Source organism: Bradyrhizobium sp. WSM4872 (assembly GCF_055811715.1).
On record NZ_JBVVPT010000013.1, the window covers coordinates 91,224 to 109,748 of the forward strand.

The window sequence follows — 18,525 nt, forward strand, 5'->3', positions numbered from 1 at the left end:
GCCGGGATCAACATCCCGGCCCCCTTCTCGTCATGGCGCCAATCCCTTTAAGGCAAATCGAGCCGGTAGAAATTGCTCGCGGTCTGCGAGAACAACGCCGTCTTCTCGGTCTCGCTCAAGGGCGCCGCGATACGCTTGAAGGCGTTGAAGATCACCTGGTAGCTGCACTGGCCCTTGTCCGGGGGGAAATTGCTCTCGAACATCGCGCGCGCGGGTCCAAACGCCTCGATGCAGGTTTCGATGTAAGGCCGCCACGCCGCGGCAAGCTCCTCGGATGACGGCGGCCTCTCGCGCAAATGGAAGTCGTAGCCGAGCAGGCACATCGCGAGCCCGCCGAGCTTCACCACCACGTTCTCGCATTTAGCGATCTCCTGGATCGAGGCGCGCCATTGCGGAAACACCGCCTCGCGCCGTCCGGCAAAGCGGCCGATTCCGGCCGGGCCGCCGCAATGGTCGAGCACGATCCTGGTGTCGGGAAATGCGCGGGCGAGCTCGGTCAGCTCGCCGATCTGCGGATGGAACAGCCAGGCGTCGAAGCTCAGGTTCAGCGGCGAGAGACAGGCAAAGCCCTTGCGGAAGGTCGGGTCCTGCAGCAATCCCTGCGGTCGGCTCGCATACATGCCGGCGACAGCAGGATCCTGGTCCCAGGCCGAGGAATGCCGGATGCCGCGGAAGCGACCATTGCCTGCCGCGATCTCGGCCTCCAGCACCGGTTCTGCGGCATCGCCGAGCAGCAGATTGACGTGGCTGACGATGCCGGCGCAAATCGCGGCCTTGCCGTAACCGCCGCTGGCGCTCATCGCGGCGACGCCATTGGCGAATTCGACTTCGCCCACCGGCCGGAACGCCTCGGGCCCGTGCGCACGATACATCGAGCGGCAGTCGACATAGACGGTGGCGGTGACGTTGTGGCCGGAGGCGATATCGGCCGCCATCTCCTCGATCAGATAGCGGTGCCCGCGATTCCAGAGATGGTGATGGGGATCGACGATCGGCCGCGAGGGATCGATGATCTCCTCCCGATGCAGCGCGAGCCAGTCCTCGCGCGGCTCGACGAATAGCCCGCTCGTGTTGGCGGGCAGACCGCTTGCTGCCATCGGTGTTCGCTCCCCTTACGTATGCTTCTTGTTCGGGGGAGCCTAGCACCTCGTCATCGCGCGCAGCAGCGCGCGTTGCGCAACCGCACCCGTCATCGCGGGCACAGCGGCGCCGTCATCAACCCTTGCGCCGCTTCGCCCTCACATCGACCACCAGCCGCCAATCGGTTGCGCTGGCCGGCTTGACCTCGCCGAGCCAGTGGAAGAAATCCTCGGTGATTTCCGTAAAACTCCAGCGCGTCAGGTCGCCGGCTTCGGTCGTGCCTTCCTGCGCGATGTCGGCATTGCGTGGACGGCCGATCTGCTGGCGGAATATGCAGCGGCCGGGATCGAACCAGGAGATCCGCCAGGCATCGATGGTCGGATCGTAGACCCGCAGCGTCGTGCCGTACCAGTTGCCGGCGATCGGCAAGGCCGGGCTGCCGGTTGGGCGCGGAATGATCCAGACGTCCTGCACGGCGCGGCCCTCCAGTACCCAGCCGAAATGGATTTCGCCGGGGGCGGTATGCTTCGTTCCATCGGGTCCATGGGCGGTGATCTCGGCGTCCCAATCTCCGACGAAGCGGCCATAAAGCTGGAGCGCCGCCGCGTGCTCGGGGTTCGGTCCCTCCGCGTGCAATAATCTCGCAAAGTCGGTCATGTCGATCTCCTATGCTCAGGAGATCAGCACGATCGGGCGGCAGCCGACTTGGAGAAAATTGCGCGTCAGACGCCGTCGAGAATGATCACCGTCGGCTTCGAGGGCAACGCATCCCTCGAGATCCGGAAACTTCGTTCCATGCGGCGCTCGATCTCGAACTGCTGGCCGATGCGTTGCATGAAATCGTCGAGCGGGGTGGCGAAGCGGTGCATCGGCAGCACCACCGAGGCGCGCAGCCGCTTGGTGATCTCGGAGACGCCGTCGAGCGACATGGTGTAGGTGCCGTCGATCGGCACCATCACGATGTCGAGCCGCCCTATCTGGGCAAAGTGGCTGTCGTCGAGCTTGTGGTGAAGATGGCCGAGGTGGCCGATGCAGAGGCCCGCGACCTCGAAGATGAAGATGGAGTTGCCGTCGCGGATCATGTCGGCGCCGGAATCGTCGCCGAAGTAGCGGCGGATGTCGGTGGTGACGTTGCGGATGAAGGTGTCGCCGATGCGCTCCGATACGATGGCCGGCTTGCCGTCCTCGCCCCAGCCATGCAGCACACGAGGAATGCGCTTGTCGGGATATAAAGAGTAGTGCGTGCTGTGGGCCCGATTCATGGTGACGACATCGGGCAGCCGTCCCACCTGGTAGGCCCCGCTATAGTCGGTGGCGATGCGCAAGCCGCCGGGCGTGTCGATGAAATAGGTGGAATGTCCGGCATAGGTAATCTGGACTTCAGCCGAAGCTGCGGCCTGCCGGAACGCGACCGGCGTCGCGCGGGGTGCCGCATTCGCCATCGCCAGGCATTCGCTGCGCTGAGGTGATTGCTGCGCGAGGGCAGGTGAGAGGAACAAGCCGAAGAAGGCAAAGATCGTCAGGACCAGTTGAGACATAACGCGATCATCCGTTGCGCACCCGGCGGCCCGAAGAGTGTATCGTCGAATTTGCACGACGTCATGCGTCGCTACGGCAGCCGCGCCATTCCGCCGCTTGCTTCCACTAGCTTCACTGCCACTTTATCGAATGAAACGAAGGTCTCGGCGCCAAGCCAATAACCCTCATGAGCAATGACACCATCGGCAAAATCGCCGCCAGCATCGAGGAGTGCCAACCCGGCCTCTGCCAAAGGCCGGTTGACGACCACATTGGAGGCATTGATCAAGTGCCGGATCGAAGCGGCGATATTTCCAGCAGAGGTCTTGTAGCCTCGTGAGAGGACCCAAGCTAACTCGCACAATGCGGGGATCGAGATGGCTATGAGGTCCGCGTTGTCGAGAAGGGCTTCGGCCACCTTGCTCTGTTCGGCATCATCTTCGACTAGCACCCGTACCAAGACGTTGGTGTCGGGTGTTATCTTCATCGCTTGCCGGCCCAGCCGTCAGCAATGACCGCGTTCATCTCCTCGATCGAGAGCGATCGGCCGTTCGTCTTTCCCTTCAGGAAGCCAAAGGCATTCGAGATCTTCCCGGTAGGCCGAACTGCCTTCACCTCAACTCGTCCCCCAGGAAGCTTTTCTATCGAGATTTTGTCGCCCGGGTGCACGCCGAGATGTTCCAGGAGGTCCTTCCGCAACGTGACCTGTCCCTTTGCCGTGACGGTAAGCGTACCCATGGAAATCCTCGCTCGCTGATAAGCTTAAGTAAGGCAATACCGCCTTACTTTCAAGTGAGCGCTAGGCGGAGCCGGCTCTACTCCCGCCGCGGGCTGAACTTCCAGGTGATGGCGACGAGGCCCGCGGTGATCAGGCCGCTGACGAGACCGACGATGGGCAGCGTGAGCACCAGTGCGGCGCTGGCAGCCCAGCCGATCGAGGAGAACGCCTCGGCAAAAGTCGCAAGCCGCGACGAGGTCTGGCGGCGGCGAAATTGGCTGCGCCGGGCCTGCACCCGGAACCAAAGCTGGATTGCGGTGGCTGAGGCCGCGCTGACGATGACCGCACCGGCGCTGACCGCGGCCTGGGACGGCGAGGCGAAAGCGAGCGCCGCGATCAGCGGGCAGAAGATGACGGCGATCGCGATCAGCACCACCTCGATCTTGGCGCGGATGACGCTGGACGGCGTCAATGGCGCGGTCGCAACCAGGTCGGGCGCGTCCTCGCCCGAGATCGTCAGCCAGGCAAGCCCGCCGGCGAGTTGACCCGCCGCCATGACGATGACGGGCGTGATCAGTGTCAGCGCCGCGGAGCTGTCGGCGAAGTTGCGCCAGAGCAGCAGCGCCGGCGGGACCAGATAGAGCAACTGCATCAGCGTCTGCGAGATCAGCCAGGGATCGCGCCAGAGCAGCAAAAATTCCTTGCGCCGCAGGGCATGCTGCCGCGATCCGCCGCGGAACGGGCGTACCTTCGCGCGTCGACGACCGGACGCGCCATAGGCGGCGGCATCGATCGCCGTATCCGCGAAGCGGCCCGAGAAGATCGCCATGACGCTTCCGAGCAGCACGAGCCCGAGCGCCAGGAGCAGCAGCAGCGCTTCGGGGTCGCCCATCGCCGCTCGCGCCGGCCACCACCAGATGCTATCGACATCGGGCGCGCAGTTGGCGATCGTGCCCGAGGTCAGGATGGTGAAGCGCGACAGCGTGCCGTAGGATATGATTGCGGCCACCTGGAGCGCGATCACGAAGCCGGCGCCGATGATGGCGGCGAGGATCTGGGCGACGAACCGTGTCCGCGCCGGACCGATCAGGCGGAACAGCAGGATGGTGACGGCGATCGCAATCGCTGCGGCCGACAGGCCCATTGCGACGACGACGCCGAACGCTGCGAGCCAGCGCGCGCCGCCCCCGAATACCAGCACGTCGATGAAGGGCGTCGAGAACAGCAGCGCCATCACCGTGACGGTGAGCGCGATCGCGGCGATGCGCACCGAGAACAGATTCGCCAGTGTCGCGGGTGAGGACATGATGAGGTCGAGATCGGCGCGTGCGTAAAAAACCCGGGTCACCGATTCGATCGCCTGTGACAGCATCAGCGTCCAGGCGAGAAAAATCGTCGCCGAGATCACGATCAGCGAGGATTTGTCGAGCGGCAATTGCAGGTCGGCGAAGCGGCCGATCACCGCCCAGGCCGGCACGTGCAGGAGGGCCGCGAAGAACAGCAGGCCGATCACCGCGGCACGCGTTCGTTTGCGCCGCCCGCCGGTCATCATGGCGAGCCATTCGCGCCAGGCGAGCCGGAACTCGTGGCGCGCGAACCAGGACAGCGCGGTGGCCGAGCTCATGCGGCTTCCTGGAGTGTCACCAGCGCGATGAAGAGATCTTCCAGACTGGTATCGGCGTGCCCGTTTTGCTGGCGCAGCTCGGTCAGCGTGCCCTCGGCAACCAGGCGGCCGGCTGCGATCACGCCGATGCGGTCGGCCATGCGTTCGGCGACCTCGAGGATATGCGTGGTCATGATGACGGTGCAGCCGGCGCGGACGCGCTCGCTGAGGAGTCCCTTGACATGGCGGGCGGAGACGGCGTCCAGTCCCGTCAGCGGCTCGTCGAGGATGATGAGGCGGGGATCGTGCACCAGTGCGCCGGCGAGGGCGACCTTCTGGCGCATGCCCTTGGAAAATCCCTCGCAGCGTTCGTGCCGGTGCGGTTCGAGCCCGAGCGAGTTCAGGAGCTCCGCGGCAACCGGTTCCGAGGCCGATGGTGCGATGCCCCACAGACCGGCCACGAATTCGAGATATTCGAGCGGCGTGAGCTTGTCGTAGATCATGGGTTCGTCGGAGACCCATGCCATCACCTGCTTGGCGGCGACGGGATTTTGGAGCGCATCGACGCCGAAGATGGAGACCGCGCCGGCATCGGGCCGTAAAAGGCCTGCAACCATGCGCAAAGTGGTGGTCTTGCCGGCGCCGTTGGGGCCGACCAGCGCATAGAATTCGCCGGCATGGATGGTGAGATCGAGGTTATCGACCGCCAGACGGTCAAAACACTTCGTTAACCCCAGGACTTCGAGCGCCGAGTCGTCCCGCTTCATCACGGCCACACCTTGCGGTTTTGCATCGCTCGCGACCATGCCCCGAAGATGTTTCGGCACCGTGAATCGCGCTGCCGTAAATTCCGTCATCCGGATTGGACTAATGGCAAGTCACCGTTTGTTGACAGCGCTTGGCGGTTCAGGCTGAATTGGCGAAGGGACGAATGGCGCGAACGCAGCGAAACGACTGCGTAGCGACTGAACACAAGATGCGGCAAGGCGGTCAGGAAGAACCGCCGGTTGTATCGGGAGGATGCGCGACGATGCTGGATTTCGTTCAGCAGCTGGTCAGCGGTGTTGCGCTCGGCTGCGTCTACGGCCTGATCGCGCTCGGCTTCGTGCTCGTCTACAAGGCCACCGAGGTCGTCAATTTCGCCCAGGGCGATTTGATGATGCTGGGCGGCTTCTTTGCCTTCACCTTCATCGGCATGATGGGGCTGAACTACTGGATCGGCTTTGCCGGCGCGGTGGCGGCGATGGCGCTGTTCGGCATGCTGGCCGAGCGCGTGGTGGTGCGGCCGATCCTCGGCTATCCGCAATTCTCCATCATCATGGCCACCATCGGGCTCGGCTATTTCCTGCGCTCGGTCTCCGGCATGATCTGGGGCACCGATGATTTCAAGATCGACACGCCATTCAGCCAGGGCGTGCTGCGGATCGGTTCGCTGGTGCTCGCCCATGACAAGCTCTCGGTGATCGCGGCGACGGTCATCCTCTGCGCGCTGCTCTGGCTGTTCTTCAACAAGACCACGCTCGGCACCGCGATGCGCGCAAGTTCCGAGAACATGCTGGCGGCCTATTACATGGGCATCCCGGTCAAGCGCGTGGTGTCGATCGTCTGGGCGATCAGCGCGGCGGTTGCGACCTGCGCCGGCGTGCTGCTGGCGCCGATCACCTTCATCCATTCCAATGTCGGTCTCGTGCTGGGCCTGAAAGCGTTTCCGGCCGCCGTGCTCGGCGGCTTCGGCTCGATCCCGGGCGCCGTCGTCGGCGGCGTCCTGATCGGCGTCATTGAGAGTATGGCCGGCTTCTATCTGGCCGAGGGCTGGAAGGACGTCGCGCCCTACATCGTGCTGCTCGCCGTGCTCTTGCTCAAGCCCGAAGGCCTGTTCGGCCTTCACGTCCGCAAGAAGGTCTGAACGCATGCGCTTCCTGTTCAAGACCGACTACGAGGACGACATCAGGCTGTTTCCGCATTCGGGCTATTACGTCTCATACGGTCTCCTGCTGGCCGTGCTGCTGATCGCGCCCTATGTGCTCTCCAGCTATCTGATGAGCCAGCTCGTCTTCGTCTGCATCTATGCGACCGTCGGCGTGGCGCTGTTGATCTTGACGGGTTTCACTGGGCAGGCCTCGCTCGGGCATGCGGCGTTTCTCGCGATCGGTGCGTATACGGCGGCCTATTTGCAGAAATATGGTGTGCCGTTTCCGGTCTACTTTCTCGCCGCCGGGCTCCTGACCGGGCTGATCGGTGCGCTGGTCGGCTTCCCCGCGCTGCGGCTGCAAGGCATCTATCTCGTCATCGCCACCATCTCCTTCGCCTTCATCGTCGAGGAGATTCTGGCGCGCTGGGAGAGCGTCACCAACGGCAACGAGGGCATGCGAATCAAGGCGGTGTCGCTGTTTGGGGTCGCCGTCTCGCGCGACAGCCCCACTTTCTATTTCCTGTGCCTCGCCGTGCTGGTGCTGACCATCGTCGGCACGCTCAACCTGTTGCGCTCGCCGACGGGGCGCGCCTTCGTCGCGATCCGCGACAGCGAGACGGCGGCGCGCAGCATGGGCGTCAATGTCGCGCTGTACAAGGTGAAGTCCTTTGCGATCTCCGCGGCGATCACCGGCTTCGCGGGCGTCCTGTTCGCGCACAAGCTCTCCTTCATCTCGCCGGAGATGTTCACGCTCCAGCTCTCGATCGAGTTCATCATCGTGATCCTGATCGGCGGCACCTTCAGCCTGCACGGCGCGGTGCTGGGAGCGATCTTCATCGTGATGATCGATCCGTTCCTGACCTACCTCAAGGACGACATGCCCGGCATCATCGCCGGCATTGCCGCGACCTTCGGAGCGGGCACGCAGACCGCCGCCAATGTCCAGTCCAAGGTCGCGGCCTTTGCCTCGCTCAACGGCCTGAAAGGCGCGATCTACGGCATCATCATCGTATTGTTCGTGCTGTTCGAGCCGCTCGGGCTTTACGGCCGCTGGCTCAAGATCAAACTCTTCTTCCAGCTGTTCCCGCTCTACAAGCGCGCCACCTTCAAGCGGCAGAAGATCTACGTGAAGTCGGAGCGCAACCGATGAGCTATTTTCGCGCCGAGAGCTTGTCGCTGCATTTCGGCGGACTGAAGGCCGTCGATGCGGTGTCATTCGCGGTCGAAAAGGGCGAGATCCTCTCGATCATCGGGCCCAACGGCGCCGGCAAGAGCTCGATTTTTAACCTGATCTCGCGGATCTACCGGCCGACCTCGGGGCGCATCTTCTTCGAGGACCAGGACATCACGGAGCAGCCGCCCCATGACATCGCAAGGCTCGGCATCGCGCGCACGTTTCAGAACATCGAGCTGTTCGAGAATGCGACGGTATTGTCGAACCTGCTGGTCGGCCGCCACCGGCATTCGACCACGCAGCTTTGGCAGGAACTGTTGTTCCTGCCGGGCGTACGGGCCGACGAGAAGGTGCATCGCCGCAGGGTCGAGCAGGTCATCGAATTCCTCGATCTCGAACCCTACCGCGACAAGCTGATCTCGGGTCTGCCTTACGGCGTGCGCAAGGTGATCGAACTGGCGCGCGCACTATGCTCGGAGCCGAAGCTGATCCTGCTCGACGAACCGTCCTCCGGCCTCAACGTGGAGGAGACCGACGACATGTCGTTCTGGATCCGCGACCTCAAGAGCGAACTCGGCGTCACCGTGCTCATGGTCGAGCACGACATGTCACTGGTCAACCGCGTCTCCGACCGCGTCATCGCCCTGAACTACGGCCGGGTCCTGGCGATGGGCTCGCCCGCCGAAGTGCAACAGCACCCCGATGTCGTCGCCGCCTATCTGGGAGCCTGACGCGATGGATGCCGTGGTGACACCAGACATCATCCTGAAACTCTCCAACATCGAGAGCTATTACGGGCCGATCATGGCGATCCGCGGCATCTCGCTCGAAGTGCCGCGCGGCCGCATCGTCACGCTGCTGGGCGCCAACGGCGCCGGCAAGACCACGGTGCTCAAGACGATCTCGGGCATTCTCGATCCGCAGAAGGGCGCCATCGAGTTCATGGGCAAGTCGATCCAGCGCATGGAGGCGGACAGGATCGTGCGGCTGGGCCTCAGCCACGTGCCGGAGGGACGCGAGGTGTTCCCGTTCCTCTCCGTGCGCGAGAACCTGATGATGGGCGCCTATCCGCGCAGCGATCGCGATGGTGTCGCGGACGATCTGGAGCGCGTCTACGGCTATTTCCCGCGGCTGAAGGAGCGCATCAACCAGCCGGCCGGACAGCTCTCCGGCGGCGAGCAGCAGATGCTTGCGATCGGCCGCGCGCTGATGAACCGGCCGACGCTGTTGCTGCTCGACGAGCCCTCGCTCGGGCTGTCGCCGATCCTGGTGAAGGAGATCTTCGCTATCATACGCCGCGTCAACGAGGAGCAGGGCATGTCGATCCTGCTGGTCGAGCAGAACGCCAAGGTGGCGCTGGAGACGGCGCATTATGGCTATGTGCTGGAGATCGGCCGGATCGTGATGAACGACAGCTGCGACCGTTTGATGCATTCGAAGGACATCCAGGAATTCTATCTTGGCGCCAAGGAAGCGGGCGCACGAGGCGAGCGGCGCTGGAAAAAGAAGAAGACTTGGCGTTGAAGCAAGACTTGGCCCTGAAGCAAGACTTGGCGTTGAAGGAAGAATTGGCGTTAGATCGGGAGACCCGTCCGGAACAATAGACCGCCGGCAAGGCAGGCAGCGGAGGGGAACGCGACAAGGAGGAGACTTGCATGGCCCGACCGGCGGTGCTGACGGTCGCTGACACCATCGCGAAGAGCTTTTTGCGCGCCGCGGAAACGCGGGGCGACAGGCCGGCTATACGCGAGAAGAAATTCGGGATCTGGCAGCCGACCAGCTGGCGCGAATGGCTGGAGATCTCGAAGGAGATCGCCTACGCGCTGCACGCCATCGACTTCAGGCCCGGCGACGTTGCTTCCATCATCGCCAACGCCGTGCCGGAATGGGTCCATGTCGACATGGGCATTCTGTGCGCCGGCGGCGTCTCTTCCGGGATCTATCCAACCGATGCCTCATCCCAGGTCGAATATCTCGTCAACGATTCCCGGACGAAAGTGATCTTCGCCGAGGACGAGGAGCAACTCGACAAGGTCCTGGCCTGCCGCGCACGCTGTCCGTCTCTGCGAAAGATCATCGTGTTCGACATGGAGGGCCTCAGCGGCTTCTCCGATGAGATGGTGATGTCGCTCGACGAGTTCCGTGCGCTCGGGCGCAACCACATGGCCGGCCGTGAGGCGCTGTGGCAGGAGATGATCGACAGTCGCAGCGGGAGCGATCTCGCGGTCCTCGTCTATACATCCGGCACCACGGGCCCGCCCAAGGGCGCCATGCACGCCAACCGCAGCGTCACGCACCAGATGCGGCACGCCAACGATTTCATTCCGGCGCGCGAGAACGAGGACCGGCTGATCTTCCTGCCGCTCTGCCACGTCGCCGAACGGATCGGCGGCTACTACATCTCGGTCGCGCTCGGCTCGGTGATGAATTTTGCCGAGAGTCCGGAGACCGTGCCGGATAATCTGCGCGAGGTGCAGCCGACCATCTTCCTCGCGGTGCCGCGGATCTGGGAGAAATTCTATTCCGCGATCACCATCGCCCTGAAGGATGCGACGCCGCTGCAGCAATGGGTCTACCGCCGCGCCATCGATATCGGCTATCGCATGGTCGATTGCAGGATGGAAGGGAAGCCGCCGCCGCTGTTGTTGCGGCTCGCCAATGGCATCGCTTACCGGCTCGCCTTCCGCAACATCCGGCGCATGATCGGGCTCGATCGTTGCCGCATCGCCTTCACCGGCGCGGCGCCGATCGCGCCGGAGCTGATCCGCTGGTATCTCGCGCTCGGGATCGACATCCACGAGGTCTACGGCCAGACCGAGAATTGCGGGGTCGCCACCATGATGCCGGCGGAGCGGATCAAGCTCGGCTCGGTCGGCAAGGCGGTGTCGTGGGGTGAAGTGGCGCTGTCGCCCGACGGGGAAATCCTGATCAGGGGCGACTTCCTGTTCATGGGCTATCTGAACCAGCCGGAGAGGACAGCAGAGACCATCGACCATCGCGGCTGGCTGCATACCGGCGACGTCGGCACCATCGACAATGAGGGCTTCGTCCGTATCACCGACCGAATGAAGGACATCATTATCACCTCCGGCGGCAAGAACATCACGCCGTCCGAGATCGAGAACCAGCTGAAATTCTCGCCCTACATCTCGGACTCCGTGGTGATCGGCGACAAGCGGCCATACCTCACCTGCCTCGTGATGATCGACCAGGAGAATGTCGAGAAATTCGCGCAAGACCACGACATCCCCTTCACCAATTATGCCAGCCTGTGCCGCGCGACGGAGATCCAGGACCTGATTTGGCGCGAGATCGAAGCGGTCAACGCCAATTTCGCCCGTGTCGAGACCATCAAGAGATTCTATCTGATCGAACGCCAGCTCACTCCGGAGGACGAGGAGCTGACGCCGACCATGAAACTGAAGCGCGGCTTCGTGAACAAGCGTTACGCCGCCGAAATCGACGCGATGTACCCGGCGCGGGCGGTGGCTTGAACAATCTTGTTTGAACAACAGCGAAGGAGTGATGGCCCCACCCTTCGCACCATAAGGGCCCCAAGGAGAGGAGACGTCAATGTTGAGATCGTTGAGAACGTTCGGCTTTGCGGCAGGCGCGGTGGTGCTCACCTGTTTGCCGGCCGTCGCGCAAACCAAGGTCACCAATGAAGGCATCTCGGCCTCCGAGATCGTCATCGGCACCCATCAAGATCTGTCGGGGCCGATCAAAGGCTGGGGCGTGCCGGTCTCGAACGGCATGAAGATGGCGGTCGAGGAGATCAACGCCGCCGGCGGCGTCCAGGGGCGAAAGATTCGGCTTGTGGTCGAGGACAGCGGCTACGACCCGAAGAAGGCTGTGCTCGCATCGCAGAAGCTGATCGAGCGCGACAAGATCTTCGCGATGGTGGGGCCAATGGGTTCGCCGACTGTCCTGGCGGCGCAGGATATCCTGCTCGACGCCGGCGTGCTTCAGCTGTTCCCGCTGACGGCGGCGGAGTTCACGTTCAAGTTCGATCCCGCCAAGCCGCAGGAGCGGCTGAAGTTCAACAATCTGCTGCCCTATGTGGAGAGCACGCGGGCGGCGCTGAAATACATGATGGAGTGGAAGAACTTCAAGAAGCCATGCATCATGCATCAGGACGACGAGTACGGGAAGAACGTGCTCGACGGCTTCAACCAGCAGCTCACTGCCATGAAGGTCCAGCCGGCCTCGATCACGAGCTACAAGCGCGGTGCCTCCGACTTCAGCGCGCAGGTCGCCAAGATGAAGTCCGACAGCTGCGACCTCGTCGTGCTCGGCGCTGTGCTCCGTGAGCCCATCGGCGCGATGACGGAAGCCAAGAAGCTCGGCTGGGACGTCACCTTCCTCGGCGCGACGCCAACCAATGTGATGGAGGTGCCCATGCTCGGCAAGGAGGCGGTCGAAGGGCTCTATGCGGCGTCCGGATTCGAGATCCCCTACGAGGACACCGCAAAGGGCAAGGTGAAAGACTGGCTGGTCAATTACAAGAAGATGTTCAGCACCGATGCCAACACGCAGGCCATCATTGGCTACAACGCGGTGATGACGTTCGCGTTCTACGCCAACAAGGCGGGCAAGGATCTGACCGGCCAGAAAATGCTGGACGCGCTGGAATCGGGCGACAAGTTCCTCGACATCTTCAACTCGCCGCCGACCAAATTCTCCAAGACCGACCACCTCGCCAACACCATCACCCAGGTGCAGCAGGTCAAGGGCGGCCGCTGGGTTCTGGTGAAGGACAATCTGATGTTTTGATTTCTTCGCCTCTCCCCGCATGCGGGGAGAGGCCGGAATTTACGCAGCAAATTCCGGGTGAGGGGGCTCTCCGCGAGTCGAACTGTCGCCGGATCCGCTGAAGCAGCCCCTCACCCCAACCCTCTCAGCGCGAGCGAAGCTCGTCGCGACCCCGTAAGAACGGGGCGAGGGAGAGGACACAGCCCTACGATCCCCCACCCGCGGTGCCTGAATTCACCGGGGCCAACTCGTCTTCCCGGCAGCGCCAGCCATCGGCGGCTTTGACAAACGCAAACGTGCGCTGGATCCGTAGGCGGCGCGTGACATTGAAGGCGTCTGCGGAGCGCTCCTTGGTGCCGACGCCTGGCTGCGGACGGCCCGTTCTGGCGTCCCAGCAGGTGCCCGTGCACGTCGTGGCGATCTTGCTACAGGTGGCGAAGGGTGCCAGCACGGCCATCTCGATTTCGCCCGTGACCTGCGCCTCCTGCTCGCCCACCTGGCTGTCGAGCGCGTAGACGCGGTTGATGCGTAGGAAGTTGCCGCAGGAATTGGCCGCGTGGATTCGCGCGGCGCAGAAATCGACGGCATCGGTATCGGGCGCGCGGGCTGCGACCTGCCGGCCGAACACCTTCTTCGGGTCGCCTTTCGCAGCGCCAATCTCGTCGGCCTTGTGCTTCAGATAGCCGGCGAGACAGTCCTCCGCCGACTCGAGCTCCCCGAGCGGCACGTTCTCCTTGCCGACCAGATTGCATTTGCGATCGCGCTCCCGCGTCCACCGGCCATATTCGGCGAAGGCAAAGCGTGCCGCGGTCGGATCGAGCTTGCCGATCAGGCCGAGGACCTGGCTGTTCAACTCGGTCTCGGCCAGCGCCAGCGACGGGTCCGCGCAGATCAGCGCGCCCGCGGCGGTGTTGGCGGCGAGACAGTCGAAATCCGGATCGCGCACGATCGCGGCGCGCTCATCGGTCACCTTGAGAAGACATGCCTTCACCCGGTCGAAATCGTCGGTGCGGATCGCGGTCTGGCCGACGATGCCGCAACCGAGATTGCGCTGGCGAACCCAGATCGCGTTCTCCTCGATCCCAGGCAGGCGATCGGGCAGGCGGGCAAGCCGCGCCTCGATTCCCGTGCTCAGCTTCTCGGCGGCGGCGGCAAGCTCGGCATCACCGCAGAACAATTGATTGCCGGGATCGCGGATCTGCTGGCAGTTGTTCCTGACGAACAGCGGCAGCCTGTCGGCGACGGAGCGGTCGGCCGGGCCGGATTGCGCGAAGCCTGGGGTCGCGGGCAAGCCCAGCAGCGCAAGCACAGTCAGCACGATGAACCGCATTCCAGTCGCCCCCGCATAGCCGCGGCCATGCTAGCGTCCGGGATCGCGCGGCGAAATGGTTTTGTGATGGGCGGTTGGATTATGAGACCAGTACGATCAACGCGCCTCGGCGGCGATCATCGAGAACCGCACGGGTTCGTCGACATATTTCAGCACGGCCGATTGATAGAGCACGAACAGCGGCTGATAGCTCCGCGCGGCGTCGTCCTCGACCATTGCCATGCGGCGATTGTCGAGCATCAGCCAGTGGCCGTCGAGCCGTGCAGCGGCAACCGCATGCTCTTCACCGGCCCTGATGTCGCGCACGACGACGATGCGGAGATCTTCAGCGGCGACGCCCGCTAGCTTAAGGGCGGCGAGCTTGGCAATGGCATAGTCCTCGCAATCTCCGGCGCCACGCGCGAAAGTCGCGAGAGGTGAGCTCCAGACGTCCTCAGGACCGTCATCGGCGGCACGGATGGCGAGGTTGATGGCGCGATTGGTTTCGCCGAGCAGGGCGCGGCCGTCACGGCTGCGGGCCTGGTCGACGATGGCGAGCAGTTTCAGCGCAGCGGGCGAAGCGCAATTGTCCCGGTCGCCGTCGCACAGCGCGAGCTGCACCATGTCATCGTCGAGCCTGGACCTCAGCGCGAGCCATTTCTGTTGCAGGCTGCCGGCGGAGATGGCGAAGGCGAACACGCCGAACGGCTCGGCGGATTTGCGCACGAGGACGCCGGCTCCCGGCGACAGCAGAGTGCCAGCGCGAAGCTCGGCGGCCGATCCGAGCAGGATCAATCCGCACAGCACAAGGATTGCGCGCCAAGCGCGCGAGCGAGCAGCGGTCTCCATCTGACATCCCCTTCCGGCTTCGCCAGGTCCCCCTCGACCTGTACGTGCCGGGCTTTGTTGCTTTCGCGGAGATAGTGCGAGGCAGGCGGTTTTGTTCTGCTTAACGCGCCCGGCCGGGGTCCCAAAACCGGGCAACAGGCTGAAACGGGCCTGCTTAAATTGCGTAAAATTTTACGATTAGCCGGCTAGGAGGGCGGCAGTTGCCGCGAAGAAGGACCAATTGCAGGCACAAGTTGTCGCGGAACTGATTCTGCGCCTTATGGCTAACGGCCCGCTATTTCACGAGTTCTGTTAGCTGGATCACAGATTTGGCTCCGTATTTGCCGCAGGGTGGTGCGGGGCACCACGAACAAAAGATGACAGAAGTATCTATTGTAGAATTTCTACAATGGAATACATGGGGTTACTGGAAATGAGCGGAAATAAGCGCTACTTTACTTATGAGTATTTCAAAAATTACTTTGGCTTCTCTGCGGACGCCCAGCCGCCTGAGAGCATCGACCGCTTGGTGATGCCAAATCACACAAGCAATAGGTGGTTTCGCTAAGGACTTGGTAATGATATGCAAGTTTAGGCGAGCGATACTTACTTAGATTTTAACTCCTTTTTTGGTGCCCCGATTGAATTACGCTGGCAAATTTGACGCCGCGATTTCCTTGGACGGCTTGGGTTCCCGATCGCCCGCCGATGGCCACGTCGATTCCTTTACCGCCAAGGCACACGGCCACGTGCCTGACGGCGCTTTCGTCGTTCCCGACCCGAACCTGATCTTCAACGGCGATTTCAAGCGCGCCGGTCTCGACCTCGTGCTGTCCCATGACGGGCACGATTTCGTCGTTCACGATTATTTCAGGGGCGACAAGCGCGCGGCGATCGCCTCGCCCGACGGCGCGCATCTCACCGGCGACGTCGTCAACGCACTCACCGGCCATGTGCAATACGCGCAGGCCGCCTCCGGCATTGCCGCCGCGCAGGTCATCGGTCACGTCACCAAACTCTCCGGCAGCGCGACCGCGGTCCGTAACGGCGTCTCCGTCATCCTGAACAACGGCGACAACGTCGAGAAGGGCGACGTGGTCTCGACCGGTGGCGACTCGACGCTCGGCATCACGTTCATCGACGGCACGGTGTTCGGCCTGTCCTCTAACGCGCGGATGGTGCTGAACGACATGGTCTACGACCCCAACGGGTCGAACAATTCCTCTCTGCTCAGTCTGGTCGCGGGCACCATCACCTTCGTTGCCGGTGAGACCGCCAAGCATGGCGACATGAAGGTCGACACGCCGGTCGCCACCATGGGCATCCGCGGCACGGCGGTGCTGAGCCAGATCAACTTCGTCGTTCCCGCCGGCGGCGGCGATCCGCAGCCGCAGGCGAGCTTCCAGGTGCTGGTCGAGCCGAACGGCACGACGGGCTCCTACATCCTGTTCGACAAGGTCACGCTGCTGCCGATCGCGACGGTCAACCAGGCCGGCCAGATGATCCAGATCAGCGGCGGCAACGTCTCGATCTCCAATGCCCTGATGTCGCCGGACATCCAGAAGCTGATCACGGACGTGTTCACGCTGAAGTTCACGGACAACAACAGCAACACCAAGCTGACCCAGAACTTCACCGACTCGATCACGCAGACCGGCAACATTGTCTTCATCAAGACGGATACCGGTGCCACCGCGACCGCGACCTTCACGCATCTCCCTGACCCGGGATCGCCGGCGTCCGGCCATGATCCGTCGACCAGCACCCGCATTCCGGGCCCGCCCGTTCGTCAAAGCCTCGATCTCAACGGCAATGTGAAGACGGCGTTCGGGTTTACCGAGCGCGCGGACACGACCGGCGACACAACTCATTACGATACCATCTCCGGTCGCATCACCTTCGTCGATCAAAACCTGGCCGATCTGCCGACGGTGAGCATAGACCTCGGCGATACGCCGAACTTTGTCTACAAGAACGCCAGCCAGCAGGATGTCACCGGCGCGCTCTCTGCACTCCAGAAGCAAGACATCGCGGCAACGCAGATCCAGATCAGCGTCGCCGCAGCCGCCGGTAACAACAACAACGGCTCGGCGGTCTGGACCTACACGATTCCCGACCACGTCTTCGACTTCCTTGCGGCGGGCGAAACGTTGACGCTGACCTACAAGGTCCGCGTCAACAATAATTTCTCGGTCAATCCCGAAACGTCGACCATCGACATCACCATCACGATCACCGGCACCAACGACAAGCCGGTGATCACCACCAGCGTTCCGACCATCATCTTCGAAGGCGGCACCAGCGTGCCGGGTGGCCCGCTCACCAGCGATGTTCCGACGACAGGCACGCTGAGCTTCGACGACGTTGATCTCACCGACAAGCATACGGTGTCGGTGGCGTTGACCAGCGCGACCTTGCCTGATGGCACCGTTCCGCCGGGGCCGCTTGCGGCGTTCCAGAGCGCGATGTCGGTCGCGATCGCGGCGGGCGCCGACAGCACCGGAGACGGAACCGGCACCATCAACTGGTCGCTGGCTGACCTGCCGGTCTATCTCGCCGACTTCATCCCCAAGGGTGAGGTGCTGACGCTGGTCTACACCGTGACGCTCAAGGACGCGCAAGGCGCCACCTCCCAGCAGACCATCACCGTCACGATCACCGGCACCGACGCTCCCGCCGTGGTGTGGATCGCGACCGACAAGCCCGGCGCTCCCTCGGGCGGCTTCTGGAAGGATGCGGCCAACTGGGCAACCGGCACGGTCCCGACCATCAATGATGACGTCATCGTCATCACCGACCAGCTGCATGGGCTGACGCCGTCCTATCCGGTGACGATCGACGCGGCTGCGTATGCCAAGTCGATCACGATGAACGACTACGACACCACGGCCGGCCACACGGCACCAGAAGTCATCAACAAGAGTGCGCTGACGATTGCGGGCGAGATCAGCCTCAAGGCCGATTCGAAGCTCACCAATTTCACGGCAAGCACGATCTCGGTTGGTGGCAAGGCCGAGTTCCTGGATAGTAGCGTACTCACCAGTGCCGGTTATCTGACGCTTGCGGCCGGTGGCGATTTCGCTGGCGGTACCACGATCACCAATTCCGGCATGATTGAGCTGTCCGGCGGCACGCTGAAGACGCTCGCCGCAATTAACAATGCCGGCGGCACGCTGAAGGCCGATGCCGGCACGACGCTGATCGTCGATACCGCAACCATCAGCGGCGGCACGGTCACCATCGCCGGCACGCTGGAACTCGACGGCACCAGCGTCCTCAAGGACGGCACGCTGAACAATTCAGGAGCGGTCAACGTCAAGGGCACTGCGGAGTTCGCCCACGAGACCGTCGCAAACACGTCCGGCGGCACGATCAAGGTGCTGGCGAATGGCTGGCTGACGATCGACCAGGGTTCGACGGTTGCGAATGCCGGCAACGTCACGGTCGATGCCAACGGCAAGCTGACAGTGAACGGCGCGACGATCAGCGGCGGTACGATCGACGGTCTCGGCACGATCGACGTCGCCGGTGCCAGCACGATCGATGGCGGCGCCACGCTGAGCACGAGCACGGTCACTGTCGGGAACGGCATCGCGCTGACGCTCGATGGCATGACGGTGTCGGGCTCGAC

Annotated in this window: 16 protein-coding genes; 7 read left to right on the plus strand and 9 right to left on the minus strand. The window is 63.1% G+C overall.

Features of this window, described 5'->3' with window-relative positions:
- Positions 1-47: 47 nt before the first annotated feature.
- From AC0L3C_RS19305 to AC0L3C_RS19335, 7 genes are all read right to left on the minus strand, one after another.
- Complete coding sequence (locus AC0L3C_RS19305) at positions 48-1,097, minus strand: amidohydrolase family protein (RefSeq protein WP_473408704.1); 1,050 nt, start codon at positions 1,095-1,097, stop codon at positions 48-50.
- Between the two features lie 118 nt (positions 1,098-1,215).
- Positions 1,216-1,737, minus strand: coding sequence for a hypothetical protein (locus AC0L3C_RS19310; RefSeq protein WP_473408705.1), 522 nt, complete (start codon positions 1,735-1,737; stop codon positions 1,216-1,218).
- Positions 1,738-1,802: 65 nt separating this feature from the next.
- Positions 1,803-2,618 carry an MBL fold metallo-hydrolase gene (locus AC0L3C_RS19315; protein WP_473284231.1) on the minus strand — a complete coding sequence of 272 codons (816 nt, stop codon included), beginning with the start codon at positions 2,616-2,618 and terminating at the stop codon, positions 1,803-1,805.
- A gap of 71 nt (positions 2,619-2,689) precedes the next feature.
- Positions 2,690-3,085, minus strand: coding sequence for a type II toxin-antitoxin system VapC family toxin (locus tag AC0L3C_RS19320; RefSeq protein WP_473284230.1), 396 nt, complete (start codon positions 3,083-3,085; stop codon positions 2,690-2,692).
- Entirely contained in the window at positions 3,082-3,336 is a 255-nt protein-coding gene (locus AC0L3C_RS19325; protein WP_473284228.1) for an AbrB/MazE/SpoVT family DNA-binding domain-containing protein, read from the minus strand. Before AC0L3C_RS19325 ends, AC0L3C_RS19320 begins: the two co-directional genes overlap by 4 nt.
- 77 nt (positions 3,337-3,413) lie before the next feature.
- Positions 3,414-4,940, minus strand: a complete 1,527-nt coding sequence (locus AC0L3C_RS19330) for a permease (RefSeq protein ID WP_473408706.1) — start codon at positions 4,938-4,940, stop codon at positions 3,414-3,416.
- The gene (locus AC0L3C_RS19335) at positions 4,937-5,686 is read right to left on the minus strand and encodes an ABC transporter ATP-binding protein (protein WP_063996784.1); all 750 of its coding nucleotides are present in this window, start codon (positions 5,684-5,686) and stop codon (positions 4,937-4,939) included. The genes AC0L3C_RS19330 and AC0L3C_RS19335 overlap by 4 nt, the downstream gene beginning before the upstream one ends.
- A 263-nt stretch (positions 5,687-5,949) precedes the next feature.
- Here AC0L3C_RS19335 and AC0L3C_RS19340 point away from each other — a divergent pair, with 263 nt between their 5' ends.
- The 6 genes from AC0L3C_RS19340 to AC0L3C_RS19365 all read left to right on the plus strand — a co-directional run bounded on the left by AC0L3C_RS19340 (position 5,950) and on the right by AC0L3C_RS19365 (position 12,778).
- On the plus strand, positions 5,950-6,825 hold the full coding sequence (locus tag AC0L3C_RS19340; RefSeq protein WP_027570079.1) for a branched-chain amino acid ABC transporter permease: 876 nt from the start codon (positions 5,950-5,952) through the stop codon (positions 6,823-6,825).
- A 4-nt stretch (positions 6,826-6,829) separates the two neighbouring features.
- Entirely contained in the window at positions 6,830-7,981 is a 1,152-nt protein-coding gene (locus AC0L3C_RS19345) for a branched-chain amino acid ABC transporter permease (protein WP_247283228.1), read from the plus strand.
- Positions 7,978-8,736 carry an ABC transporter ATP-binding protein gene (locus tag AC0L3C_RS19350; protein ID WP_456766432.1) on the plus strand — a complete coding sequence of 253 codons (759 nt, stop codon included), beginning with the start codon at positions 7,978-7,980 and terminating at the stop codon, positions 8,734-8,736. Before AC0L3C_RS19345 ends, AC0L3C_RS19350 begins: the two co-directional genes overlap by 4 nt.
- A gap of 4 nt (positions 8,737-8,740) precedes the next feature.
- Entirely contained in the window at positions 8,741-9,529 is a 789-nt protein-coding gene (locus AC0L3C_RS19355) for an ABC transporter ATP-binding protein (protein ID WP_473261148.1), read from the plus strand.
- Between the two features lie 131 nt (positions 9,530-9,660).
- Positions 9,661-11,499, plus strand: a complete 1,839-nt coding sequence (locus AC0L3C_RS19360) for an AMP-dependent synthetase/ligase (RefSeq protein ID WP_473260972.1) — start codon at positions 9,661-9,663, stop codon at positions 11,497-11,499.
- 79 nt (positions 11,500-11,578) lie between these two features.
- On the plus strand, positions 11,579-12,778 hold the full coding sequence (locus tag AC0L3C_RS19365) for an ABC transporter substrate-binding protein (RefSeq protein WP_473408707.1): 1,200 nt from the start codon (positions 11,579-11,581) through the stop codon (positions 12,776-12,778).
- A gap of 184 nt (positions 12,779-12,962) precedes the next feature.
- On the opposite strand, the gene AC0L3C_RS19370 is transcribed toward AC0L3C_RS19365, so the two are convergent.
- Positions 12,963-14,087: a lysozyme inhibitor LprI family protein gene (locus tag AC0L3C_RS19370; RefSeq protein WP_473408708.1), complete on the minus strand. Its 1,125-nt coding sequence runs from the start codon at positions 14,085-14,087 to the stop codon at positions 12,963-12,965.
- A gap of 96 nt (positions 14,088-14,183) precedes the next feature.
- Positions 14,184-14,915, minus strand: a complete 732-nt coding sequence (locus AC0L3C_RS19375) for a transglutaminase-like cysteine peptidase (protein WP_473408709.1) — start codon at positions 14,913-14,915, stop codon at positions 14,184-14,186.
- A 620-nt stretch (positions 14,916-15,535) separates the two neighbouring features.
- Between AC0L3C_RS19375 and AC0L3C_RS19380 the strand changes: the two genes are divergently transcribed.
- A partial coding sequence (locus tag AC0L3C_RS19380) for a FecR domain-containing protein (protein WP_473408710.1) occupies positions 15,536-18,525 on the plus strand: 2,990 nt, incomplete at its 3' end.

What these genes read in the sequence shown, in the direction of transcription:
- AC0L3C_RS19305 (WP_473408704.1), bottom strand. Translation starts at nt 1,097, where the DNA reads ATGGCAGCAAGCGGTCTGCCCGCCAACACGAGCGGGCTATTCGTCGAG.
- AC0L3C_RS19310 (WP_473408705.1), bottom strand. Translation starts at nt 1,737, where the DNA reads ATGACCGACTTTGCGAGATTATTGCACGCGGAGGGACCGAACCCCGAG.
- AC0L3C_RS19315 (WP_473284231.1), bottom strand. Translation starts at nt 2,618, where the DNA reads ATGTCTCAACTGGTCCTGACGATCTTTGCCTTCTTCGGCTTGTTCCTC.
- AC0L3C_RS19320 (WP_473284230.1), bottom strand. Translation starts at nt 3,085, where the DNA reads ATGAAGATAACACCCGACACCAACGTCTTGGTACGGGTGCTAGTCGAA.
- AC0L3C_RS19325 (WP_473284228.1), bottom strand. Translation starts at nt 3,336, where the DNA reads ATGGGTACGCTTACCGTCACGGCAAAGGGACAGGTCACGTTGCGGAAG.
- AC0L3C_RS19330 (WP_473408706.1), bottom strand. Translation starts at nt 4,940, where the DNA reads ATGAGCTCGGCCACCGCGCTGTCCTGGTTCGCGCGCCACGAGTTCCGG.
- AC0L3C_RS19335 (WP_063996784.1), bottom strand. Translation starts at nt 5,686, where the DNA reads ATGAAGCGGGACGACTCGGCGCTCGAAGTCCTGGGGTTAACGAAGTGT.
- AC0L3C_RS19340 (WP_027570079.1), top strand. Translation starts at nt 5,950, where the DNA reads ATGCTGGATTTCGTTCAGCAGCTGGTCAGCGGTGTTGCGCTCGGCTGC.
- AC0L3C_RS19345 (WP_247283228.1), top strand. Translation starts at nt 6,830, where the DNA reads ATGCGCTTCCTGTTCAAGACCGACTACGAGGACGACATCAGGCTGTTT.
- AC0L3C_RS19350 (WP_456766432.1), top strand. Translation starts at nt 7,978, where the DNA reads ATGAGCTATTTTCGCGCCGAGAGCTTGTCGCTGCATTTCGGCGGACTG.
- AC0L3C_RS19355 (WP_473261148.1), top strand. Translation starts at nt 8,741, where the DNA reads ATGGATGCCGTGGTGACACCAGACATCATCCTGAAACTCTCCAACATC.
- AC0L3C_RS19360 (WP_473260972.1), top strand. Translation starts at nt 9,661, where the DNA reads ATGGCCCGACCGGCGGTGCTGACGGTCGCTGACACCATCGCGAAGAGC.
- AC0L3C_RS19365 (WP_473408707.1), top strand. Translation starts at nt 11,579, where the DNA reads ATGTTGAGATCGTTGAGAACGTTCGGCTTTGCGGCAGGCGCGGTGGTG.
- AC0L3C_RS19370 (WP_473408708.1), bottom strand. Translation starts at nt 14,087, where the DNA reads ATGCGGTTCATCGTGCTGACTGTGCTTGCGCTGCTGGGCTTGCCCGCG.
- AC0L3C_RS19375 (WP_473408709.1), bottom strand. Translation starts at nt 14,915, where the DNA reads ATGGAGACCGCTGCTCGCTCGCGCGCTTGGCGCGCAATCCTTGTGCTG.